The sequence below is a fragment of the Sulfitobacter sp. EhC04 genome, from assembly GCF_001650875.1.
Lineage (GTDB): Bacteria > Pseudomonadota > Alphaproteobacteria > Rhodobacterales > Rhodobacteraceae > Sulfitobacter.
In genome coordinates, this window is the sequence record NZ_LXYI01000089.1 from 41,538 (window position 1) to 62,874 (window position 21,337).

A 21,337-nucleotide genomic window follows, 5' to 3' on the forward strand; every position below is an offset into this window, starting at 1 on the left:
CGCCCGGATCATCGCTACGGATGTTGATCGTGCCCGGAAACACGCGGTCATCGCCCATCGGATATATCACGGAGGCGCGGTGATAATCGGTTTCGAAGTACATCATCTTGCTGCGCAGATTTTGCGCCAGATCGGGCGGCCTTATGGTGTCCGGCCTTTAACCAGGGACAGTTCACATCGCCAAGGTCCCGAGAGCGCCCAGCGCGGCGCGGCACTGGCATATCAAGTTTAAGGCGGGGCGCTTTAGCAGCTGATGCGAGCCCCGATTACTCCCAACCAAATGTCCCGAAAACCGCGCCACCTGGACAAGGCTGCAACAAGACGCAGCGGTCGCCTGGTCCGCAATGGCGGTTTGTTCGACCACCAGTGCCCCGGAAAAAGAACTGGATGGGCCAAGTGCGCTCAGTGCCTGCGATGCAGGAAAAGGCAGCAGGGTACAGACCCCATGCGCAGCGGATTCAGGCGACGGCATTGACCGCATAGTCAGGCGTGCCATTCCAGACCAGATCCCAGGACGCACCAGGGCGGACATTCTGGATCGCGCGCGGCTCGAAACACACCAGACAATTCCCGCCCGGTGCGGGCGCGCGGACAGATGGGTAGATCAGGCCGCGCGACTCTTCCCGGCGCAGATGATGGGCAAGGTTTTGCCCCTCGGGATATCCGATTGCCGGATCGGCATGCAGCACCAGATGATCTCGTTCATCGGTCATGTCATCGAAGACCCCAATGAAATCGGCCAGCAACTCGACATAGCGGGCGCTGTCCTCAAAGCAGCCGGTATATCCAAGTTCCCGCGTGCGATGCCAGGCAACCTCGCTTACCGAGACCATGACATCCCAGGCGCAATACCAGGCACCGCGCTCTTCTGAGTTGAAGCGGTTGCCGCCCGCCCGCGTATAGGTAAAGGCCGCGTTGACATGGGTGTCACCATAAATACGCAGGTCCCGGCTTCGCCGTCGCCAGGCCAGTTCGCGCGGATCAAGATGCGGGTTACGGCCCCGTTCGGCCAAAAGACGCCCGCTGGTCAGCCCCTCGATCTCGGCCAGGATGTCAAGCTCGTCATCGGTATCGACCAGACCGCGCAGCGCGGGTGGTTTGTGGTATGTGGCAAGCAATAGCCGCACAAGGCCACGATCGGAAATTTCGGTCTGCTTCACGCGCCGCCACGCAGCGCATCAAGATAGGTCCTCACCGCAAGGATCTGCGGCAGGCCACCCTCGATCGCCGTGTCTATCGGACGGCTGCCGCGAAACAGGGGGCCTGCATTCGCCCGTTTGAACCAGCCTCTTGCAAGCGGTTCCGAGAAATAGAGCTCAAGTGACTTGTAGATGCCAATGACCGCGCTGAGCCGCAAAAGCTGATCGCGGGTCAATTCTCCTGCGAAATCGGGCTTTCTGGCGCGCTTCCATGTGCTTTCCGACATATCCGCAAGGCCCGCTGCCTCTTTCAGGCTCAGCGCCCAGGTTTCGACAACACGCGCATAGGCTTTCAATGCAACGGCATTGATCCGGGCGGGTTCGCGGGTTTTGTCGGCAACCTGCATCTCGATCTCCTTCGCATCCAATTTAGCTCATATGACCCGAAAGTAAAGACCATATGAACCTTGTCTGGCGCAATGCAGCATCAAGTCCTCCTGCACGTCGCTGGCCTTAGTCCAGTTGCGTTGCGGCGGTATCGGCAGTGTCGTCGCCCGCCCACCGCGCCGCCAGATGCAGCAGAATGATGATCATTGCGATTGGCACCGACACAGAGATCCAGACCATCGGAATGCCCAGCGTATCCGCAGTCAGGCCGGATTGGCGGGCCAGATAGCCCTTGGCAAAGCCCCCGCGCAGCCCGATGAAGCAGAAATAGATCACTGGTAAAATAAACGTCAGAACCGCTGCGCTGTGAACCGCTTCGGCAAGATAGGCCAGGGGGCTGGGCCGCGGCGGGGCAATGCTTTGCATCAGCACCGCATCCGCCCGCGATTTGAACGAAAGCGTGGCCCCCAAAAGCCCGGTCCAGACCATCGCGTAGCGGGCGACATCTTCGGTCCAGATGGGCGGCGCGGAAAACACGTAGCGCGCGAGGATTTGCAACACGACGGTAAGGAACATGAGGCAAACCGCAAATACGGCGGCAACCCGCCCGATTTGGTGAACGCGATTGCTGGCTGTGATGATGGCATTGCGCATGTGTCTGTTCCTGGCGGGAAGGCCGGGCCCCGTCAAAGGCCCGGCAATTGCGTTTAGCGGTTGGCGTCGGACAGGTCTGCCCAGATCTTGACGTCTTCGCTTGGCATCAGGTCCGATTCATAGACCGCCTTGGATGCTTCCCGGAACACGGCGCGTTCTTCTGCACTCAGGCGTTGAACGGTCACGCCCTTTTCTTCCAGCGCCGTCAGACCGGATTCCGACGCTGCGGCCAGCCATGCACGGTTCGCCTTATCTCCTGCAACCACGGCGGCGTCGACCGCCGCACGTTCGTCGTCGGACAACCCCTCATACCACATCTTCGAGAACAGAATCGCCCGCATCGGGATAATCACCCCAGCATCCGAGAAATTTTTGACAAAATCGGTCTGGCCAAAGATCACCGGCACGAAGGGGGAGTTCAGGTAGCCGTCGATCACACCAGTCTGCAAGCCCGCAGGCACTTCGCCCCAGGGCACGACAGTGCCGGTTGATCCCCATGCGCGGTACATCGCGATTTGCGCATCGTCCAGTGCCCGCATCCGCAGGTCTGCCATATCTGAGGGCGCGCGCACCGCCTTGGTGGTCGTGATGATCCCCGAGGAGGGCCCGATTGGAACAAAGGCCACAACCATCGCATCATGCGCGGCCAGCTTCTCGTTCAGACGGTCCAGGACCTTTCCCGCCGCCAGCGCCCGATCCATATGCGCCGCATCGTCAAAGATGTAAGGCAGCCGCACGCCATAAACGAAAGGGTCAATCTGGGCGATGGCGCGCACATCCGACAAGGACACTTCCAACAGGCCGGTGGAAATCTGGTCGAATTTCTCGGCCTCGTTCCCGACGGAGTCGCGCGGCATTTCACGCACGTCCATCCCGGCTTCTTTCAGCGAATTGGCAAAGGCGTAGCTCCAGTTGTAGGAACCGGATTGTTCCAGGTCGGGCTTGCCGTCCAGCGCAATCTTTACCTCTGCAACAGCGGGGGCCGCCATGGCCATCAGCGCGGCCAGTGTGAGTGATGTCAGTTTCATTGGTCTTCCTCCCATATTCGTTCAGTTCACGGACAAGCCGAACATCTGCGGCAGCGTCAGGCTGATCGCGGGCCAATAGACCAGCGCCAGCAGCAGCAGAACCTGCACGGCGATAAAGGGCAGCACGGCATAGGCCAGCCGCCAGTAGTTGAGGTTTGTCAGGGCCGAAACGACGACAAGGCATTTGCCCAGCGGCGGCGTAATCAGCCCGACACAGAGATTGAAACACAACACGATGCCAAGGTGGATCGGGCTGATCCCCTGCTCCAGCGCCTGCGGTGCAAAGAGCGGGATGAGCAACGTCAGGGCCACCGGCGTGTCCATGAACATCCCCGCAATCAGGAAAATGACCACAAGAAAGAACAGGTACTTCGTGCCGGTCAGCCCAAAGGATGCGACCCAATTGGCCAGAGCGCTGGACCATCCCAGTTGTCCGGCCAGATAGCCAAGCACCGAAATCGCCGCAAGAATGATAAAGATCGTGCCGGTCATCTTGGCGGTCGCCTCGACCGCGTCAAAGATCATCCGCAGGCTCAGCCCCTTGTAGAACTGTCCCGCCAGCAGCGCGAACATGACCGCGATGGCCGACCCCTCAGTCGGGGTCGCAAGGCCAAACACCAGCGATCCAAGGATCACCACTGGCAGGCACAGGGCCGGTGCCGCATTCAGCAGGCAGGGCAGGAAGGCCGGCAGATCGTCCGACTTGCCGCCGGGATGCCCTTTGACGTTGGCAATCACCGCGTTCAGCAGCATCAGGGCCGCAGCCAGCAGCAGCCCCGGCACCACGCCCGCAATGAACAGTGCGGCAACCGACGCCCCGGTCAGGCCGCCATAGATGATCATGATAATGGACGGCGGGATGATCGGCCCGATCATCGACGAGGCCGCCGTGATGGCCCCTGCGTAATACGGATCATAGCCGCGCGCTTTCATCTCGGGCACAAAAGTCCGCGACAAGGCGGCGCTGTCGGCGATGGCCGACCCGGAGATACCGGCAAAGAACACACTGGTCAGAATGTTGACATGACCTAACCCGCCACGGAACCGCCCGACGACTGACATGGCAAATTCGATCAGGCTGCGGGTGACCCCTGCCCGGCTCATGATCTCGGCGGTCAGGATGAACAGCGGCATCGCCATGAAGGCGAAGACATCGAGCTGTGCAAAGATGCGCTGCGGCAGGACGGACAGGAACTGGCTTTTGTCGAGGGCCACAAAAGTCAGCACCGACACCGCCCCCATGAGATATGCAAAGGCAGTGCCGCTGATCAGCAGGACAACGAAGATGATGGGTATCAGATACATGGTGCTATACTGCCGTTCCCAGGGGGTCCAACCTGGACCGGTCACTGCCGTTCAGGATCGGCGGATGTGTCACGATGGACCGCAGATCAATATCCGAAGCCGCGAGTCCAGCCATATCCGGGCAAGGTCGGGCCGTTTCAGGATCTGCCGCGAAAAACATCTCGACTGCCTTGGCCGTCGCCAACAGCGCCTCATCGCTTCGGACAGGCCCGAGCATCTGCAAGCCAAAAGGCATGCCCTGCGGATCGCGACCGCAGGGCAGCGTGATCGACGGTCCTCCCGTCAGCGATCCGCGATAGGTCAGGGCCAGCCAACGATAATAGATGCCCATGTGCGCGCCGTCGACTTCCGTGATGTTCCCTTGAGTCCACGGAAACGGAGAGATCGGCGCAGTGGGCAACAGGATCACGTCATAATCCCGCATGACTGCATTGAACCGGCGCAGAATGCGCGTCTGTTCTGCATGGGCCCATGCCCGGTCCGCCAGCGACATGGACAGGCCCAGTTCGACATTTGCTGCAATATCGGGGCCAAAGGCAGCGGCATCGGATTTGATCGGGTCAGCGAAGGCGGAAACAAAACTCTCGGCCCGCAGGATGTCAAAGCAGCGGTCCATATCCCCGAGCCTCAGATCAACCTCACGGCAGTCCCGCACATGCGGCGTGATCCTTGCAATCCTTGCGCGGAACGTCGCGCGAATGGATGGATCAACAGGCGTGCCGCCAAAATCCTCGCTGAACCCGATACGCAGGTCTTTCAGGCTGGCAGCGGGAAGTGTTGCAAACCGGTCAGATGCCGCCTCTGAGGACAACGGATCGTCGGGATCAGCGCCCTGGCATACCCGCAACATCAAGACCAGATCATCCACGGTGCGGGCCATCGGGCCAAGCACCGAAATGCCCGACCACCCCAAGGGCCGCGTCGGATGGGCAATGACGTCGACTGAGGGGCGAAACCCGACAACGCCGCACAGCGCCGCTGGTAATCTCAGCGACCCGCCGGTGTCCGACCCGGTGCAGAGCGGCAAAAGGTTGGCCGCCAGTGCCGCCGCCGATCCACCCGAAGAGCCGCCACATGTCAGGTTGGCATCAAACGGGTTGCCTGTTGCGCCCCAGACCGGGTTCCGGCTGTTACCGCCTGCCCCGCATTCAGGCACATTGGTTTTGGCAAGAATGATCGCACCCGCTTCCCGCAGGCGCGCGACCATGGGCAGGTCACCTTGCGGGATATTGGCGCGCATCCGGGGGCTGCCATGGGTTGTCAGCAACCCCTTGGTATCCTGTAAATCCTTCACGCCTATCGGCAACCCATCGAGCAGCCCCCTGGGCGTTCCAGCCTTCCATCTTGTCGTGGCCTGCGCCGCCGCGCCGACCGCACGTTCGCTGTCGATCGCTGTCAAAGCGTTCAGCCTGGGGTTCACCTGAGAAATACGCTCAAGACAAGCCGCGAGATATTCACTGGGCGTCAGGCTGAGATTCGCAAAGCGATTCAAAACCGCATTGGCCGACAGGGCCATTATTGCGGCACTCCTCATTCGCGCGCCCAAGACGCGTTCAGCGCGATTGAACCAGCCACGTTACCCCTCCCAAGAAAATGACTTTGGTTATGATACGGCACTTGATACAGGAGAAATATTGAAAATCCGGCCCATAACATTAACTAAATGGAATGGTTTAGAGATCTTCCGTCGCGATGTGCAGGCACTTGAGGAAAAACGACAATGTGGGGTTTTTCTCGACCTGGTCACTGCGCCAAAAGCACCTTGCTTCAGACAGCAGGCCGCGCGTATCGATCGGCAGTGTGACGATATCACCCCGCGCCGCGTGGGACTGGGCCAGCCGCTGGGGCATCAGCCCCAGTGCGGGGATTGCCTCCAGCAGAGCCAGGTTCAACGTCAACGACAGTGACGCGATTGTGTTGGAGGGCGGTGTCAGCCCGTTCTCGGCAAATAGCGCATCGACCGCGCGGCGTGCCACCGAATTGGCCTGCGGCATGAGCCATGGAAAATCCACCAGATCGCGCCATTCCAGATCAATCTGCTTTGCCAGCCGGTGATTGCGCCCTGCCACAACCACCACCGGTTCGGCAAAAAGGCTCAACTGGTCGATGCCCGGCAACTCCTGCGGCTGCCATATCCGGGCGATCAACAGATCCAGCGCACCGGCCTCCAGATCCGGGAAGAGCTCAACGAAATGCCCCTCCTTGATCACGATGTTCGCTTGCGGCGTGCCGCTTTTGAACAATGCGATGGCACCTGGCAGAAGGATTGGCGCGACCGAGCTGACGACCCCGACAGAAACCGCACCCGATACCCCGCTTGCCATCGCTTCGATATCCAGTGCTGCCCGGTCGAGCTGACCCAGCGCCTGTTTGGCATGGTCCGCCAGCCGTTGCCCGATCGGGGTCAGGAAAAGTCGATTGCGGTCCCGCGTGACGATGGGAACGCCCACGATCTTTTCCAGTTCTGCAATCTGTTTGGAAACTGCGGGCTGCGTAACATTCAGCGCCTCGGACACCCGCGCAACCAGTTTCAATTCGGACAAGGCCGCGATAACCCGCAAGTGGCGGATCGTTATGGCCTTCTGGAGCTTGCTGCTTGAAATGGCCGGTACTCCCGAGGTCTGATGGCCGGGACAATATCACATCAGCGCAGCTGCGGTAAGCGGCCCGATGGATGGTGTGGGTGCTTCACTTCTGGACTTACCAAAGGGACTTTTTATACGCCTGATCAAGCACGCTGTCGAACTCCTCCGCCGTCGCGGACAGCTTTGCATGATCCTTCAATATTTCGCCCAGCGTCGGCATCTCCGACCGCGCGGGCCATGTCTCCGGTGTCCAAAGTTTTGACCGGATGAACGCCTTGGCGCAATGCATATAAACCTGCCTGACCTTGACAACCATCACCGCCAGGGCGGGCCGGTTGTTGACATGCAATTCGGCGCACAGCTTCGGATCGACGGTCAGCCGCGCCTCGCCGTTGATCCGCAACGTCTCGTTCATGCCGGGGATCACAAAGATCAGCCCGACGGCTGGATTGTCGATGACGTTTTCCCATGTATCCAGCCGGTTGTTGCCGGGCCGGTCCGGCAGCGCCAGGGTCGTGTCATCCAGCACTTTGACAAACCCCGGCATGTCGCCCTTGGGGGACACATCCGCATTGCCGTTGCCATCTTGCGACCCGACAAAGACAAAAGGCGACCGCGCGATAAAACGTCGGGCATGTTCGTCGATCAGACGCAGTTCTTTTCGAACAGCGACGTCATGGACGTCCTCGAACGCCTCTCTGAGTTGGTCCTTGGAGGTGATGTAATCCATTGTCCTCTTTCCATAGCGATGACGCTGACCGTTGCGGGCAAATGAAACTTCGCACTTGCCCGCCAATCCGGTCAACCGATTGAAACGCACAGAGCCTAGATTGCCGCGGGTTCCGCCCTGCCCAACAACAATACGGCAATTGCGGCCAACACAATCAGCATGGAAACAAGGGCAACCACTGCCCAGCCAAACCCGGTGACAACCAACCCGGCCGCAAAAGCGCAAATCGTTGAAACAAGCGCGATAAGCGTGTCGTTCAATCCCTGCACGGCAGATTTCTCGGTCTCTCTAACCGCGGCTGCCAACATGCTGGTCGCCCCGATAAATCCGAAGTTCCAGCCGATGCCAAGCAAGATCAACGACCCGTAAAAATGGGCAGAAGACAGACCCGCCGCAGCACCTATCGCGGCGATCAGCAGGATCACCAGCCCGGACACCGCGATGCGCTCCTTGCCGAACCACTTGATCAGAAAGCCAGTTACAAAGCTTGGCGCGAACATCGCAACGACGTGCCAGCGGATGACATCACCCGCGACCGCTTCGGTAAATCCACAGCCCAACATGGCAAGGGGTGTCGGAATCATCATGAAAATCATCACGCCCTGAGAAATCGCTGCAATGCCGATGGCCCGCCGCACCGGCCTGCGCCGCAGGACGGCGAGCGACGCAAAGCGTCTGGCCCCCGCGACACGGCTTGCACCTGTCGCCGTGGGAATTCGAACAAGGGCAAGCGGCACCATGCCAACCACGATGACAGCGGCCAGCGCCACATAAGCACCCGCCAGGGGAATGGGCGCCAGGGAGTCCTTGGCCATGATGAATATCTGCGGCCCGCCAATCGCGGCCACCAGACCAGAGGTCAACATCAACGAAATCGCCACCGGTTGCCACTCCGGGCTGACCACTTCGGCGGCGGCAAAGCGGAAGTACTGAAACGACGACAATGCCGCGCCAAGGATGAAATGCGCCAGGCACAGCAAAACGAAACTGCCCGTGATCAGTGCAGATGCGCCAATCACCGTGCCAACCAGGGCGAGCAACCCGCCCGTGACAAAGCCGATCCTGCGGCCAAACCGCCCCATCAGCAGGGAAAACGGCGCAGCGGCAAGCATCCCTGCCAGCGTTTGAACAGAGGCGGGCAATGTGACAAGCGCCGCAGTCGGCGACAGGTGCAACCCCGTCAGCCCGCCCAGAATAAGCAGCATCGGCATCGCAAATCCAAGAACGGTATTGGCCATCAGAAGGCCGATGAAGTTTCCGTTTCGGTTAAGTCGTGCAACGGGCATCGGCAGTATTCCTGTTCGGCTGGCTTGACAGGTTCAGCTATACGGGGGATCACATATGTCTTAAATGACAATCAGGTATCGAATATGGACAATCATCACGGCGCCCGAAAAATAGATGTCCTGCTTTTCGACGATATAAACCTGCTGGACGCGGCAGGGCCGGTTCAAGCGTTCGAAGCCGCGAATACGGACGGTCGCGCCAGATACCGGACCCGCTATGTATCATTGGACGGGGGGCCGGTGCGCGCAGGGTGCGGGCTGCGGCTGGTTCCCGATGGCACGCTTTGCGCAGCAGCCAATGGCGCGGACCTGTTGATCCCCGGCGGCGCCGGAGTGGATGCACTGACCGGCAACCCAGACCTGCACGAAATCATCCGGAAACGTGCCGAGACACAGTATCGCCTGATCTCTGTTTGTTCGGGGGCATTGGTTCTGGCCGCCGCAGGGGTTCTGAACGGGCTGGCGGCGACAACCCATTGGTCGCGCGAGGAAGACACCCGCACCTATCCCGAAGTTAACTGGGATCTGGACCGCATCAACATCACCCAGGGCAGGGTTTTTACTTCCGCTGGCGTGACCACCGGCATTGATCTGGCGCTGTCGATCATTCAGGCCGATTGCGGGCCGAAGCTCGCGCTTGCGGTTGCGCGCGAACTTGTTGTCCAGCTCCGGCGCACGGGCGGGCAAAGCCAATATGCCTTTCATCTCGCCGGACAATTCGCAAAGGGCGAGGCCCTGAGCCAGCTTATCGAAAAGGTCGTTGCGACCCCACATCTGGATTGGTCGCTTGATGCGCTGGCCGATGCTGCTGGCATGAACGCACGTACGCTGACCCGCCGCTTCAAGCGCGACACAGGCGAAACACCTGCGCAATTCGTGGAAAAGGTTCGCGTCGATCACGCCCGCGGCCTGCTGTCGGGAAATATGCCGCTCAAGCAAGTGGCGGTCGACAGCGGCTTTGGCGACCTACAACGCCTGAGACGGGCCTTTCAGCGTCAGTTCGGTGTTCAGTTAAGCGACTACCGCAATATGTTCACCTGACCCTGCGCTGGTGTCACAATTGTATTTGATCTCAAGGCAGTACGCGCGCGGCGGCACTATCGAACAATGGCGGCCAGTCGACCCGGCCTGCCGATTTCAGCCGCTGCGTGCTGTGACCGCGTTTTAGGGCTTTTCATTTTCTCATGCCACATGGATGAAGAGGCATGAACTATCTCAAATTCCTGCGTCTCAACTGGCTGTTCCTGCTGGCAGGTTTCCTGCTGACTTTCACGTCGTCTTATGGCCAGACCTATTTTATCTCGCTGTTCGCCGGTGAGATAAAGACCGACTTCGGCCTCAGCGATGGGCAGTGGGGCGGGATATATACCATTGGCACGACGCTATCCGCCATTGCCATGGTCTGGGCCGGTGTGCTGACAGACCGGTTCCGGGTGCGGGTGCTTGCCTTGGGCGTCATGCTGGCACTGGCTGCGGCCTGCGTCCTGATGGCTGTGAATACATCCTGGATTCTGCTGGTCCTTGTCATTTTCGCATTGCGTCTGACCGGGCAGGGGATGATGTCGCAACTGGGCGCGGTGGCGATGGTGCGCTGGTTCGAGGCGACGCGCGGCAAGGCGCTTTCGCTTGCGTCGATGGGCTTTGCTGCCGGGCAGGCGATCTTGCCGGTCGCGTTTGTCGGGCTCTTTGCCGTGGCGCATTGGCGCAGCCTGTGGGTCTTGGCGGCAGTGCTGGTGATCCTGACAATTCCTGTCATCATGCTGTTGCTGCGCCAGGAACGCACACCGCAATCAATGGCGGACGAGGCGCAGATTGCCGGGATGAACGGAATCCACTGGACACGGGCGCAAATGCTGCGGTCTGGGCTGTTCTTTCTGATGATCCCGATGATTGTCGGACCATCTGCCTGGGGCACCGCGCTGTTTTTTCAGCAGGTTCATCTGGTTGAGGTGAAAGGCTGGCAACTGGTCGCCTTCGTCGCGCTGATGCCGATCTATACCGTGTCTTCCGTCTCGGCCACTTTTGTCTCCGGTTGGGCCATCGACCGCTTCGGTGTCAGCCGTATCGTCCCGTTCCAGATGCTGCCCTTTGCCGCGTCTTTCGCTGTGCTGGCCTATGCCGATACAATTTTCATGGCCGGGGTCGGATTGGTCATTTTCGGGTTGGGGCAGGGGATGCAGAGCACGGCGACCTCGACCTTCTGGGCAGAATACTACGGCACGCGCTACATCGGGTCGATCAAATCGGTCGCCGCCGCCCTGATGGTGTTTGGGTCGGCAATCGGGCCGGGGGTCACGGGCGTGCTGATTGATCTGGGGATCACATTTCCCGAGCAGATGCTGCCGATTTCCGTCTATTACCTGATCGCCGCCGGGCTCGCGACCTATGGGATCATCAGATATTATCCGACGCTTGGACGCTAACGCTGCCGCCGAAGGTAGACATAATAAGCACCGCTGCCGCCGTGGCTGATATGTGCCTGTGCGACCTGCAAAACGACAGAAGACAGCGGCGCGGTGGACAGCCATTGCGGAACCTGATGGCGCAGCACGCCATATCGCACCGGAATTGGCCCGCCATCGTCCCGTTGCTTGCCCTTGCCGGTGATCACCAGAACCAGTCGCTTGCCGCTGCGATGTGACGACAGGATGAAATGGCTGAGCGCGGGATGCGCACGGTCCAGTGTCATGCCGTGCAGGTCGATCCGCCCCTCCGGCCGCAACTTGCCGCGTTTCAGTTTGCCAAAGGATTTGTTGTCCATCTGCACCGGTGCCGATCGGAACTGATCGGGCAGGGAAGGCACCAGATTATGGGTGCTGCGGCGCGGCTTTGGCATTGGTTTACCCAGGACAGCCGACCGAGCTTTCTTCAGCACAGGTGGTGACGGTGCAGGCGCGTCGATTTCCGGCGTGAAGAGTGATTTCAGGTCCAGCTTTTCGGTGCGATCTGTCACGCGCCGCCACAGTTCCAGGTCGTCGTCATTCAGCCGTGGTTTCCGGGAACTGCGCTTCATATCGCGCTTTCGGGCAACAGGGCATAGGCGCGCTGGATCGGCATCAGGACCAACATACGGCCGGGGTCACGCAGCTTGCCAGCCGCCAGTCCGGCCTGATCCCCGGTGCCGAAAAAGACATCCGCCCGCTGCGCGCCCTTGATCGCCGATCCGGTGTCCTGCGCGATCATCAAACGGCGCAGTGGATTCTCGCCGTCTTTCTCGATCCAGACCGGCGTACCAAGTTTGACGTATGATGGATCAACGGCAATTGACCGCATGGCGGTCACGCTCCGGTTCATCGCGCCCAACGGCCCCTGATCCGCAGGAACCTTGCTGACCTCGCGAAAGAAGACATAGGACGGATTGTGATACAGCAATTCGCGGCCATCTTCCGGGTTTCGCCGTACCCAATTCTTGATCACCTGTGCGCTGACCTGATGCGGCTGATAGACGCCGCGACGTACCAGTTCCACCCCGATGGATTTATAAGGGTGGCCGTTCGCCCCGCGATAGCCAACCCGGATATATCGGCCATTCGGCAGCCTGATGCGGCCAGAGCCCTGGATTTGCAGAAAGAACAACTCAACCGGGTCATCAACCCATGCGATTTCCAGACCTCGACCCGCCATCACATCGCCATCCAATATCTCGCGACGGGTCAGCCAGGGGTTCTGGGCCAGGGCCTCGTTCGGCATTTTGTAGATCGGGTAGCGAAAGCGTTCGGACCTGTAGAGATCTCCGTCAAGCTCGGGCTCAAAATAGCCGGTAAAAAGGGCGTCTTGCCCATCCTCGATCAAGACGGGCCTGAAAAACAATTCGAAGAACTGGCGCGGCTCGGGGTTGGTTTGGGCAAATTTGCAAACCGCGGTCCAGTCCAGATCGTCCAGGTCCCGACATGTGTTCAGAAAGGTCTTGAGCGCTGCAGCATGGTCATCCTCCGCCCAGCCGTTCAACTGGTCGAACTCCATCACCTTATAGGAAACATCGGTCGCAGAAGCGGGGGTCACTGTTGCAACCCCCGTCCATACCAATGCAAGAACCGCATGGATCAGCCGTCTGTAGAAACCAGCATCCAATTCGGATCATCCGAGCCCATGATGCGCGCAAAAACCCATGTGTCTTTCTGGCGCTTAATTTCTTTCGTGCTGCCTTCGACGATATCACCGCCCGCATCGCGGACAGCCGAGGTAAGTTCGGCAACAAAGCGAATTGCAAGTTCCGCTTCATTGGTATCGTCGTCAAGCCTTGCATCCACCAATTCTGTCTCACGAACACCGATAAAATGCGCCTCGATGGTCAGGCCCTTATCTTCGCGGGCGGCCACGCCGTCGACAAAGCTTTCGTAGATTTCTTCGCTCAGAAAGGGCTGGATCTGCGCCAGATCGCCTTTTTCGTATCCCATCACGATCATTTCATAGGCACCGCGCGCGCCGCCCAGAAAGTCGCTGACACCAAAGGATGGCTCAATCCGCTTCATTCGCGCCAGTGCCTTGCCCGCATCGCTGTCTTCGGGAACGTGGTCCGCAATATCCAGATCCGGCCCGCCTTCGATCACCTCAAGCGCGGGGCCGCCGCGCCTCTGCGTTGTCTGGTCAACAGCTGGCGGCTTTTCAAACCCTTCACGGGTGCCCAGCACGTTCTTGAGACGCAGGATCAGAAATACCGCGATGCCGGCCAAGACCAGTAGCTGTATCATGGGTGAATTCATTGGAACCTCTTGGGGTGAAAACATGGAAACACGATGGCTGAAGACTTATGTAGGTGCTTGACCGGGGTGAGTCCACTCTGCCCCCCATATAAGGAACATTTGCACATGTGGCTATTGATCGCATTCCTCGCCGTCCCCTTGATCGAGATCACTCTGTTCATCCAGATCGGTGGTGCCATCGGGCTGGGGTGGACATTGGCTATTGTCGTGATCACCGCCATCCTGGGCGCATCGCTTGCCCGGTCACAGGGTGCCATCGCGATGGGGCAGTTGCGCAATTCCTTCTCTGACATGAGCGACCCGACAGAACCATTGGCGCATGGTGCGATGATCCTTTTTGCCGGTGCCCTGCTGCTGACACCGGGTTTTTTCACCGATGCGGTCGGTTTTTCCCTGTTGATACCGGGCGTTCGCAAGGCCGCATTCGAATTTCTGCGCGCGCGCGTCAATGTCCAAAGCTTTTCAACCCACGGGTCCCCCCGCACAGACCCCCGGCAGCCAAGGGGCGGAGACGTGATCGACGGCGATTATCACGAGATCCCGCCAACTGATCAGGGGTCGCAAAAACCATCGGGATGGACCAAGGAATAGCGAAGGCATTGAGGGCTGTCGCGCAACCTGATAAGTGCGACACCAACCAATATTTACGAGGGAATTTCCATGGCCGAAGAAGCAGCTGCACAACCGACCGCGCCAACGATGCGCGTGTTGGGCCAATTTATCCGCGACATGTCATTCGAGAACATCATGGCACAGAAGGGCGCGCCGACAGACGTCCAGCCCGATGTCCAGGTGCAAGTCAACCTGGATGCCAAAAAGCGCCCTGCCGATCACCAGTTCGAATCCGCGATCAAGCTGAATGTCACCTCCAAGAACAAGGGCGGCGATCAGACGTTGTTTGTGCTTGAACTGGATTATGTCGGCATCTTTCATATCGAAAACGTACCAGACGACCAGATTCACCCGTTCCTGCTGATTGAATGCCCGCGGATGATCTTTCCCTTCCTGCGCCGCGTCGTCAGCGACATCACGCGGGATGGCGGCTTCCCGCCGCTGAATCTGGAAAATATCGACTTTATGTCGATGTACCGCAACGAAGTCGCACGTCGTCAGGCCGAAACGCCGCCCAAGGCAGACGCCTAAAACATCCGGCCTTTAACCTTAGGCATCACAGATCACTTTTCGCACCCCGCCGCAGGCGAAGGCAGCGACCAAGTGAGTCATGTTAAAGGCCGGACGTTCTAACCCTTACCCCACATGGCGTCGTCGCCCAGCTTGCCGATAAGATCGGCATGGGCGGCGGCCTCTTTTTCCGTCAGTCTGGAGGGCAGGGGATTTGCCCTTGGCTTTGGCGTCCAGTCGACCTGAGTTGCACCCTCCGACGCTTCCGGCTTTGCCGACAATGCAAAATCCGGTTGCCGCCCGCCGATCAATTCAAGATAGACCTCCGCCAGGATTTCACTGTCCAGCAGCGCCCCGTGAAGGGTCCGAGATGAATTGTCGATGTTAAATCGTCGGCACAGGGCATCAAGAGACGCGGGCGATCCGGGGAACCGTTTCCGGGCGATGGCCAGTGTGTCGATGGCCTGTTCCCACGGGATCTGGGGCAGATTCATCCATTTCAATTCAGCATTCAGGAACTTGATGTCAAAGGCGGCATTGTGGATCACCAGCTTTGCATCACCGATGAAATCCAGGAACGCCTGACCGACCTCTGCAAACTTGGGTTTGTCGCGCAGAAAATCATCGCCCAGCCCATGCACCTGAAAGGCATCGTCGGGCATGGCGCGTTCAGGATTGATATACTGGTGATAGGTCCGGCCCGTCGCCATATGGCCCATCAGCTCAACCGCGCCGATCTCGACGATCCTGTCGCCAGTCTCGGGGTCAAAACCCGTGGTTTCGGTATCAAGAACGACTTCACGCATCTTTTACTCTCTTCCGAATGTCCTTTACCACATCCCGCACCTGTTCCCTTGCGTGTTCGATCGTGTCTGTTTCGATAACATAATCCGCGAGGGCGCGTTTTTCTGCGGCGGGCATCTGTTTTGCCTTGATGGCCTCGAACTGGGCAGGGGTCATCGTGCCACGTTCCAGCACCCGCTGCCGCTGTGTCGCGTCATCGACATATACGCAAACAGTGGCATCGACCCGCGCCTGTCCTCCGGTTTCGAATAGCAGGGGAATGTCCAGAACAACAATATCCGCCGTTGCCTGTTCCAGAAACGCGGCGCGATCCTGCGCGACCAGCGGATGAACGATGCTTTCAATCTTTTTCAGGGCGTCCGGCGTCTGGCTGATGATCTGTTTCAGTATTGTCCGCGAAACAGCGCCATCCTGAACCGCATCTGGAAAGGCTTTGCGAAACGGGGCCACAGCCGCGCCATTCACATCATAAAGCCGGTGGACGGCTGCATCTGCATCCCAGAGGGCGCAGCCCTCATCAACGAACATGGCTGCCGTCGTGGATTTGCCCATGCCGATGGACCCGGTCAGACCCAGCACGAACATCAGCGCAGCGCTGCCGCACGGGTTGCGCGGTCGACCTCGGGACGTTTTCCGAACCAACGTTCAAACCCCGGCACGGCCTGATGCAGCAACATCCCCAACCCGTCGACAGTGACACATCCCATCTGCTCGGCTGTTTCAAGCAGCCGGGTCTTCAGCGGGGCATAGACAAGATCAGTCACCACGGCACCGGGTTGTAGCCCATCCAGCGGCACCCGCATCTCACTTTTGCCGATCATGCCCAGCGATGTCGTGTTCACCACGAGATGCGCATGATCCAGCATATTGCCTGCCTGAACCCAGTCATAGACACGAATTCTGCTGCCAAAGTCGGATTTCAGCTTGTCCGCCCTGACACGGGTACGGTTTGAAAGAAGGATCTCTGGCACGCCGGCATCCAGAAGCGATGCAATCACGGCCCGCGCCGCACCCCCGGCACCCAGGATCGCTGCCGGACCAGACCTGGGGTTCCAATTGGGTGCGCCCGCTTTCAGGTTCTCGATAAACCCGTAACCGTCTGTATTATCGGCATGAATCTTGCCATCCTTGCGAAATATCAGGGTATTGGCCGCACCGATCAGGATCGCGCGGTCCGTCACCAGATCGGCAATGGTCATTACCGCTTCCTTGTGGGGGATTGTGACGTTCACGCCAACAAATCCCATCTTTGGCAGTGACCGGACGACGGTCTCAAGGTCCTGAACAGAGACATCCATGGGGATGTAATAGCCTGAAATTCCATAGGTCTTGAGCCAATGCCCCTGCAACTGCGGCGATTTGGAATGGGCAATCGGCGATCCAATCACGCCTGCAAGCGGTATTTTCGGCAATGTCATGTCGCAAGGTCTCCGCGCAGGGCCAGATAGTTCAGGAGTTCCAAAAGTGGCATACCCAGAACGTGAAAGTAATCCCCTTCGATGGAGGTGAACAACCGCGATCCTTCCTCTTCCAGTTTATAGCATCCGACGGCATGCCGGATGCTGTCCCAGTTGCGGGTGACATAATCGTTCAGATAGCTGTCCGAGAGGTCACGCATCCGAAGCCTGACCTGCCCGACATGCCGCCATATCGGTTTTCCACCCTCGCAGATGACAGCGGCGGACAGCAGCATGTGCCGATCCCCGCGCAGCCCGGAAAGCTGGCGCATGGCATCCTCTGGACTGTCGGGTTTGGACAGCAGCTTTCCCCGGTGATCCAGAACCTGATCACATCCGATGACAAGCGCATCTGGATGTTTGTCGCTGATCTTGCGCGCTTTCATTTCGGCAAGGGCGTCAGCAATATCACGCGGAGACGCGTCTTCGGCTATGAGCGCGGTCCTGATCATCTCTTCGTCGATCCGGGCAACTTCAACAGAATGGTGAACGGCCGCCTGTTGCAGCAGTTTCGCGCGGATGGACGACCCGGAAGCCAGGATGATCGGCTGAGACATGGGGATAACCCTGTGTAAGACGTTAAGGAGTAATTAAGGACTTTTAACCGAGAGCAACAGCCCACCGTTGAAAAGCGGATTATCCGGCGATCTGGCGACGTTGTGCCAGAAAAATCCACGCGTGGAGAAGGACAAGTCCGGATCCGGGAGGAATCGATTTTCGCTCAAGTTGTCCTGATGTATATCCACAGGTTAAGATACGACGATACGCGTCACATGGCGGATTCAGGAGTGATTTTTGCCTCTTGACGCAATGTTATGCACATGATGCTCCAACCGTTATCAGACTGGGGACATCTGCAGGTAAAAGACCGTAATCCACAGTTTCCTGTCTCCCTACATACTACATCATCTTTCTTCTTATCTTTATTATTATTAGAAGGGCATGGAAACCGGAGTGGGATATGTCTGACCTTCTTGCCCTCGCTTACCCTTGGATCAAAGCGCTTCATATCATCTCCGTGATTTCATGGATGGCTGCGCTGTTCTATCTGCCACGACTGTTTGTCCATCATATTGAGAAAGCCGGGTTGAGCGGCAGCACCCACGATATTTTCACGCTGATGGAGTTCAAGCTGGCAACTGTCATCATGAGACCCGCGATGATCGCAACCTGGGTCTTTGGGCTTGCCCTTGTGTTTACGCCGGGGATCGTCGACTGGACGGCGGTCTGGCCCTATACGAAAGCGGCCTGCGTCATTGCGATGTCTGGTTTCAATGATTGGTTGATGGCGCGGATGAGGGAGTTTGGCGAGGGAAAGAACAAGCTGACCGGGCGACAATACCGGTTGTTGAACGAAGTTCCGACCGTCTTGATGATCTTGATTGTCGTTTCGGTGGTCGTGAAGTTCTGAGCTGATTGACTCGGCACGCGCCGCGACATATATCCCTTTGCAACGCCCCGTCCGGGGTGATTGCCTAGCTTCAACATTGCAATGATGACCAGCCGACGCCGCGCGCGTTGCCGCTGAACGGGATTTTCCATGACAACAGATACACTGAACCTTGCGGATCTGAAGGCGCAGACGCCCAAGAACCTTCTCGCCATGGCCGAAGAGCTTGAGATCGAAAACGCCTCCACCATGCGCAAGGGCGAAATGATGTTCCAGATCCTGCGCGAACGCGCGGACGAGGGCTGGGAAATTTCGGGCGATGGCGTGCTTGAGGTGCTTCAGGACGGTTTCGGTTTCCTGCGGTCGCCAGAGGCGAACTATCTGCCGGGCCCCGATGATATTTACGTTTCACCCGAGATGATCCGTCAATGGTCGCTGCGCACCGGTGACACGATTGAGGGGCTGATTAAGGCACCCGACGATAACGAGCGTTACTTTGCGCTGACCGAAGTGACCAAGATCAACTTTGAAGAGCCGGAAAAGGCGCGCCACAAGGTGGCTTTCGAGAACCTGACGCCGCTCTATCCGGATGAACGCCTGACCATGGAAGTGGACGACCCAACGGTCAAGGACCGGTCGGCCCGGATCATTGACCTGGTGTCGCCCATCGGCAAGGGCCAGCGTTCCCTGATCGTGGCGCCGCCGCGGACGGGTAAGACGGTTCTGCTGCAAAACATCGCGAACTCGATCGAGAAAAACCACCCCGAGTGCTATCTGATCGTGTTGCTGATCGACGAAAGGCCCGAGGAAGTCACCGACATGCAGCGGTCGGTCAAGGGCGAGGTTGTCTCCTCCACCTTCGACGAACCTGCGACCCGGCACGTGGCCGTGTCCGATATGGTGATCGAAAAGGCGAAACGCCTGGTGGAACACAAGCGCGATGTGGTGATCCTGCTCGATTCCATCACACGCCTTGGCCGTGCCTTCAACACCGTGGTCCCGTCGTCCGGCAAGGTTCTGACCGGTGGCGTGGACGCAAATGCGCTGCAACGCCCCAAGCGGTTCTTTGGTGCTGCCCGGAACATCGAAGAGGGCGGGTCGCTGACCATCATCGCGACTGCGTTGATCGATACGGGCAGCCGGATGGACGAGGTGATCTTTGAGGAATTCAAAGGCACAGGTAACTCTGAAATTGTTCTGGATCGCAAGATTGCGGACAAACGTGTGTTCCCGGCCATCGACATTCTCAAATCGGGCACACGTAAGGAGGACTTGTTGGTCGAGAAAATTGACCTGCAGAAAACCTTTGTCCTGCGTCGGATTCTGAACCCGATGGGCACCACCGATGCCATCGAGTTCCTGATCGGCAAGCTGAAACAGACCAAGACGAACTCGGACTTCTTCGATTCAATGAACACCTGAGTTATTTAATAATAACAATGGTTTAAGTCAAATGGATACGATATTTGCCCAGGCAACGGTCATGGGTCGGGCAGGGGTTGCTGTTGTCCGGATTTCTGGGCCGGACGCCTTTTCCATAGGTGAATCTCTGGCCGGTTCCCTGCCGGAGCCGCGACAGTCTGCCGTGCGAAACCTGCGTGACCCTGATGGCTCTCTTCTGGATCAGGCGCTTGTCTTGCGCTTTGCCGGGCCGCACAGTTTCACTGGCGAGGATGTTGTCGAATTTCACCTGCATGGGAGCATCGCGGTGATCCGCGCTGTGCTGCGTTGTTTGGGCGCATTCCCTGACACACGGCTTGCTGAACCCGGCGAATTCTCGCGCCGCGCGCTTGAGAACGGCCGCATGGATTTGGTCCAGATCGAGGGTCTGGGCGATTTGATCGACGCGGAGACAGAGGCGCAGCGCAAACAGGCGATGTTGGGCTTTTCGGGCAAGCTTGGTGACCGGGTAGAGCAATGGCGCGTTGATTTGATCAGGGCTGCGTCCCTTTTGACTGTCACCATTGATTTTGCCGATGAAGATGTGCCCGTTGATGTGACGCCGGAACTGACCGAATTGCTGCAAGGTGTCATGCAAGGCATTGATGCCGAAATGGCGGGGATCGGTGCAGCAGAACGTATCAGGATGGGTTTCGAAGTTGCAATCATCGGTCCTGCGAATGCCGGGAAGTCGACCTTGCTGAATGCGCTGGCGGGCCGGGATGCTGCGATCACGTCCGAGGTTGCGGGGACAACCCGAGATGTGATTGAAGTGCGGATGGATATTGGCGGTCTGCCGGTGACGTTCCTTGATACCGCCGGTTTGAGAGAGACGCAGGATAGCGTTGAAAAGATCGGTGTTCAAAGGGCGGTTGAGCGGAGCGAAGCTGCGGACCTGAGGGTATTTTTGTGCGAAGTGGTTGAAGATCTGATCGTTCAGCCTGAGCCTGATGACATTCATGTCCGTCCCAAGGCGGATACCCGGTCGGACAAGGTTGGCGCGGTTTCAGGTCGGACTGGGGAGGGCGTATCGGCGTTAATGCAGAGCATTCAATCCGTTCTGGAAGGCCGCGTTCAGAACGCCGGGCTTGCCACGCAGGAGCGGCACCGCGTTGCTCTGCTGCATGCGCGGGAATCCCTCCATTCCGCGATTGTGATGGCTTCCGGTGGAACGGACCAGTATGATTTCGCAGCAGAGGAATTGCGATTGGCGATTCAGGCGTTGGAAAGCTTGATTGGTCGGGTAGATGTTGAAAACTTCCTCGATGAGATTTTTGCGAACTTCTGCATTGGGAAATGATGGAGTG

Annotated in this window: 23 protein-coding genes; 7 read left to right on the forward strand and 16 right to left on the reverse strand. The window is 58.5% G+C overall.

The window, feature by feature from the left end:
- Nucleotides 1–458: 458 nt before the first annotated feature.
- The 9 genes from A8B82_RS21830 to A8B82_RS24085 all read right to left on the reverse strand — a co-directional run bounded on the left by A8B82_RS21830 (nucleotide 459) and on the right by A8B82_RS24085 (nucleotide 9,114).
- Complete coding sequence (locus A8B82_RS21830; protein WP_067297392.1) at nucleotides 459–1,160, reverse strand: RES family NAD+ phosphorylase; 702 nt, start codon at nucleotides 1,158–1,160, stop codon at nucleotides 459–461.
- Complete coding sequence (locus A8B82_RS21835; RefSeq protein ID WP_067297395.1) at nucleotides 1,157–1,546, reverse strand: antitoxin Xre-like helix-turn-helix domain-containing protein; 390 nt, start codon at nucleotides 1,544–1,546, stop codon at nucleotides 1,157–1,159. The genes A8B82_RS21830 and A8B82_RS21835 overlap by 4 nt, the downstream gene beginning before the upstream one ends.
- Nucleotides 1,547–1,652: 106 nt before the next feature.
- Nucleotides 1,653–2,180: a TRAP transporter small permease gene (locus tag A8B82_RS21840; protein WP_067297398.1), complete on the reverse strand. Its 528-nt coding sequence runs from the start codon at nucleotides 2,178–2,180 to the stop codon at nucleotides 1,653–1,655.
- 53 nt (nucleotides 2,181–2,233) lie between these two features.
- Nucleotides 2,234–3,208 (reverse strand): TRAP transporter substrate-binding protein, encoded by a 975-nt coding sequence (locus tag A8B82_RS21845; RefSeq protein ID WP_067297401.1) that lies wholly within the window; start codon nucleotides 3,206–3,208, stop codon nucleotides 2,234–2,236.
- A gap of 21 nt (nucleotides 3,209–3,229) precedes the next feature.
- Nucleotides 3,230–4,513, reverse strand: coding sequence for a TRAP transporter large permease (locus A8B82_RS21850; protein WP_067297405.1), 1,284 nt, complete (start codon nucleotides 4,511–4,513; stop codon nucleotides 3,230–3,232).
- Nucleotides 4,514–4,517: 4 nt separating this feature from the next.
- Nucleotides 4,518–6,029 carry an amidase gene (locus tag A8B82_RS21855; RefSeq protein ID WP_235604774.1) on the reverse strand — a complete coding sequence of 504 codons (1,512 nt, stop codon included), beginning with the start codon at nucleotides 6,027–6,029 and terminating at the stop codon, nucleotides 4,518–4,520.
- Between the two features lie 157 nt (nucleotides 6,030–6,186).
- Nucleotides 6,187–7,116, reverse strand: a complete 930-nt coding sequence (locus tag A8B82_RS21860; protein WP_268873859.1) for a LysR substrate-binding domain-containing protein — start codon at nucleotides 7,114–7,116, stop codon at nucleotides 6,187–6,189.
- A gap of 97 nt (nucleotides 7,117–7,213) precedes the next feature.
- The gene (locus tag A8B82_RS21865; RefSeq protein ID WP_067297413.1) at nucleotides 7,214–7,828 is read right to left on the reverse strand and encodes a pyridoxamine 5'-phosphate oxidase family protein; all 615 of its coding nucleotides are present in this window, start codon (nucleotides 7,826–7,828) and stop codon (nucleotides 7,214–7,216) included.
- A gap of 95 nt (nucleotides 7,829–7,923) precedes the next feature.
- Nucleotides 7,924–9,114: an MFS transporter gene (locus tag A8B82_RS24085; protein ID WP_067297416.1), complete on the reverse strand. Its 1,191-nt coding sequence runs from the start codon at nucleotides 9,112–9,114 to the stop codon at nucleotides 7,924–7,926.
- Nucleotides 9,115–9,198: 84 nt separating this feature from the next.
- On the opposite strand from A8B82_RS24085, the gene A8B82_RS24090 reads away from it, so the two are divergent.
- Both A8B82_RS24090 and A8B82_RS21880 read left to right on the forward strand, forming a co-directional pair.
- Complete coding sequence (locus tag A8B82_RS24090) at nucleotides 9,199–10,155, forward strand: GlxA family transcriptional regulator (protein WP_067297418.1); 957 nt, start codon at nucleotides 9,199–9,201, stop codon at nucleotides 10,153–10,155.
- Nucleotides 10,156–10,319: 164 nt separating this feature from the next.
- On the forward strand, nucleotides 10,320–11,537 hold the full coding sequence (locus tag A8B82_RS21880; RefSeq protein ID WP_067297421.1) for an MFS transporter: 1,218 nt from the start codon (nucleotides 10,320–10,322) through the stop codon (nucleotides 11,535–11,537).
- On the opposite strand, the gene A8B82_RS21885 is transcribed toward A8B82_RS21880, so the two are convergent.
- The 3 genes from A8B82_RS21885 to A8B82_RS21895 all read right to left on the reverse strand — a co-directional run bounded on the left by A8B82_RS21885 (nucleotide 11,534) and on the right by A8B82_RS21895 (nucleotide 13,817).
- Nucleotides 11,534–12,127 (reverse strand): Smr/MutS family protein, encoded by a 594-nt coding sequence (locus A8B82_RS21885; RefSeq protein WP_067297423.1) that lies wholly within the window; start codon nucleotides 12,125–12,127, stop codon nucleotides 11,534–11,536. The genes A8B82_RS21880 and A8B82_RS21885 overlap by 4 nt on opposite strands.
- Entirely contained in the window at nucleotides 12,124–13,077 is a 954-nt protein-coding gene (mltA, locus tag A8B82_RS21890) for a murein transglycosylase A (RefSeq protein WP_082899446.1), read from the reverse strand. The genes A8B82_RS21885 and mltA overlap by 4 nt, the downstream gene beginning before the upstream one ends.
- Before the next feature lie 80 nt (nucleotides 13,078–13,157).
- Complete coding sequence (locus A8B82_RS21895; protein WP_067297426.1) at nucleotides 13,158–13,817, reverse strand: Tim44/TimA family putative adaptor protein; 660 nt, start codon at nucleotides 13,815–13,817, stop codon at nucleotides 13,158–13,160.
- Between the two features lie 105 nt (nucleotides 13,818–13,922).
- On the opposite strand from A8B82_RS21895, the gene A8B82_RS21900 reads away from it, so the two are divergent.
- Both A8B82_RS21900 and secB read left to right on the forward strand, forming a co-directional pair.
- Complete coding sequence (locus A8B82_RS21900) at nucleotides 13,923–14,408, forward strand: FxsA family protein (RefSeq protein ID WP_067297429.1); 486 nt, start codon at nucleotides 13,923–13,925, stop codon at nucleotides 14,406–14,408.
- 69 nt (nucleotides 14,409–14,477) lie between these two features.
- Nucleotides 14,478–14,960, forward strand: coding sequence for a protein-export chaperone SecB (secB, locus tag A8B82_RS21905; RefSeq protein ID WP_067297431.1), 483 nt, complete (start codon nucleotides 14,478–14,480; stop codon nucleotides 14,958–14,960).
- Between the two features lie 98 nt (nucleotides 14,961–15,058).
- Here secB and dnaQ read toward each other — a convergent pair whose 3' ends face one another.
- From dnaQ to A8B82_RS21925, 4 genes are read right to left on the reverse strand one after another with little or no spacing between them, the layout of a single operon-like run.
- Nucleotides 15,059–15,745: a DNA polymerase III subunit epsilon gene (gene dnaQ, locus A8B82_RS21910; RefSeq protein ID WP_067297433.1), complete on the reverse strand. Its 687-nt coding sequence runs from the start codon at nucleotides 15,743–15,745 to the stop codon at nucleotides 15,059–15,061.
- A complete protein-coding gene (gene coaE, locus A8B82_RS21915; protein ID WP_067298130.1) occupies nucleotides 15,738–16,331 on the reverse strand; it encodes a dephospho-CoA kinase in 594 nt (197 codons plus the stop codon). Before coaE ends, dnaQ begins: the two co-directional genes overlap by 8 nt.
- Nucleotides 16,328–17,161 carry a shikimate dehydrogenase gene (locus tag A8B82_RS21920; protein ID WP_067297436.1) on the reverse strand — a complete coding sequence of 278 codons (834 nt, stop codon included), beginning with the start codon at nucleotides 17,159–17,161 and terminating at the stop codon, nucleotides 16,328–16,330. Before A8B82_RS21920 ends, coaE begins: the two co-directional genes overlap by 4 nt.
- A complete protein-coding gene (locus A8B82_RS21925; RefSeq protein ID WP_067297439.1) occupies nucleotides 17,158–17,757 on the reverse strand; it encodes a Maf family protein in 600 nt (199 codons plus the stop codon). Before A8B82_RS21925 ends, A8B82_RS21920 begins: the two co-directional genes overlap by 4 nt.
- Nucleotides 17,758–18,161: 404 nt before the next feature.
- On the opposite strand from A8B82_RS21925, the gene A8B82_RS21930 reads away from it, so the two are divergent.
- From A8B82_RS21930 to mnmE, 3 genes are all read left to right on the forward strand, one after another.
- Nucleotides 18,162–18,611, forward strand: a complete 450-nt coding sequence (locus A8B82_RS21930) for a CopD family protein (RefSeq protein WP_067297442.1) — start codon at nucleotides 18,162–18,164, stop codon at nucleotides 18,609–18,611.
- Between the two features lie 129 nt (nucleotides 18,612–18,740).
- On the forward strand, nucleotides 18,741–20,012 hold the full coding sequence (gene rho, locus A8B82_RS21935) for a transcription termination factor Rho (RefSeq protein WP_067297445.1): 1,272 nt from the start codon (nucleotides 18,741–18,743) through the stop codon (nucleotides 20,010–20,012).
- Nucleotides 20,013–20,043: 31 nt separating this feature from the next.
- Nucleotides 20,044–21,330, forward strand: coding sequence for a tRNA uridine-5-carboxymethylaminomethyl(34) synthesis GTPase MnmE (gene mnmE / locus A8B82_RS21940; protein WP_067297447.1), 1,287 nt, complete (start codon nucleotides 20,044–20,046; stop codon nucleotides 21,328–21,330).
- The last annotated feature ends 7 nt before the right edge of the window (nucleotides 21,331–21,337 follow it).

Excerpts from the sequence above, each read along its gene's own strand:
- A8B82_RS21850 (WP_067297405.1), bottom strand. The coding sequence starts at position 4,513 with ATGTATCTGATACCCATCATCTTCGTTGTCCTGCTGATCAGCGGCACT.
- mltA (WP_082899446.1), bottom strand. The coding sequence starts at position 13,077 with ATGGAGTTCGACCAGTTGAACGGCTGGGCGGAGGATGACCATGCTGCA.
- rho (WP_067297445.1), top strand. The coding sequence starts at position 18,741 with ATGACAACAGATACACTGAACCTTGCGGATCTGAAGGCGCAGACGCCC.
- mnmE (WP_067297447.1), top strand. The coding sequence starts at position 20,044 with ATGGATACGATATTTGCCCAGGCAACGGTCATGGGTCGGGCAGGGGTT.
- A8B82_RS21925 (WP_067297439.1), bottom strand. The coding sequence starts at position 17,757 with ATGTCTCAGCCGATCATCCTGGCTTCCGGGTCGTCCATCCGCGCGAAA.
- A8B82_RS21930 (WP_067297442.1), top strand. The coding sequence starts at position 18,162 with ATGTCTGACCTTCTTGCCCTCGCTTACCCTTGGATCAAAGCGCTTCAT.
- A8B82_RS24090 (WP_067297418.1), top strand. The coding sequence starts at position 9,199 with ATGGACAATCATCACGGCGCCCGAAAAATAGATGTCCTGCTTTTCGAC.
- A8B82_RS21865 (WP_067297413.1), bottom strand. The coding sequence starts at position 7,828 with ATGGATTACATCACCTCCAAGGACCAACTCAGAGAGGCGTTCGAGGAC.
- A8B82_RS21900 (WP_067297429.1), top strand. The coding sequence starts at position 13,923 with ATGTGGCTATTGATCGCATTCCTCGCCGTCCCCTTGATCGAGATCACT.
- A8B82_RS21920 (WP_067297436.1), bottom strand. The coding sequence starts at position 17,161 with ATGACATTGCCGAAAATACCGCTTGCAGGCGTGATTGGATCGCCGATT.
- A8B82_RS21845 (WP_067297401.1), bottom strand. The coding sequence starts at position 3,208 with ATGAAACTGACATCACTCACACTGGCCGCGCTGATGGCCATGGCGGCC.
- A8B82_RS21835 (WP_067297395.1), bottom strand. The coding sequence starts at position 1,546 with ATGCAGGTTGCCGACAAAACCCGCGAACCCGCCCGGATCAATGCCGTT.
- A8B82_RS24085 (WP_067297416.1), bottom strand. The coding sequence starts at position 9,114 with ATGCCCGTTGCACGACTTAACCGAAACGGAAACTTCATCGGCCTTCTG.
- A8B82_RS21880 (WP_067297421.1), top strand. The coding sequence starts at position 10,320 with ATGAACTATCTCAAATTCCTGCGTCTCAACTGGCTGTTCCTGCTGGCA.
- dnaQ (WP_067297433.1), bottom strand. The coding sequence starts at position 15,745 with ATGCGTGAAGTCGTTCTTGATACCGAAACCACGGGTTTTGACCCCGAG.
- A8B82_RS21895 (WP_067297426.1), bottom strand. The coding sequence starts at position 13,817 with ATGAATTCACCCATGATACAGCTACTGGTCTTGGCCGGCATCGCGGTA.
- A8B82_RS21840 (WP_067297398.1), bottom strand. The coding sequence starts at position 2,180 with ATGCGCAATGCCATCATCACAGCCAGCAATCGCGTTCACCAAATCGGG.
- secB (WP_067297431.1), top strand. The coding sequence starts at position 14,478 with ATGGCCGAAGAAGCAGCTGCACAACCGACCGCGCCAACGATGCGCGTG.
- A8B82_RS21885 (WP_067297423.1), bottom strand. The coding sequence starts at position 12,127 with ATGAAGCGCAGTTCCCGGAAACCACGGCTGAATGACGACGACCTGGAA.
- A8B82_RS21855 (WP_235604774.1), bottom strand. The coding sequence starts at position 6,029 with ATGGCCCTGTCGGCCAATGCGGTTTTGAATCGCTTTGCGAATCTCAGC.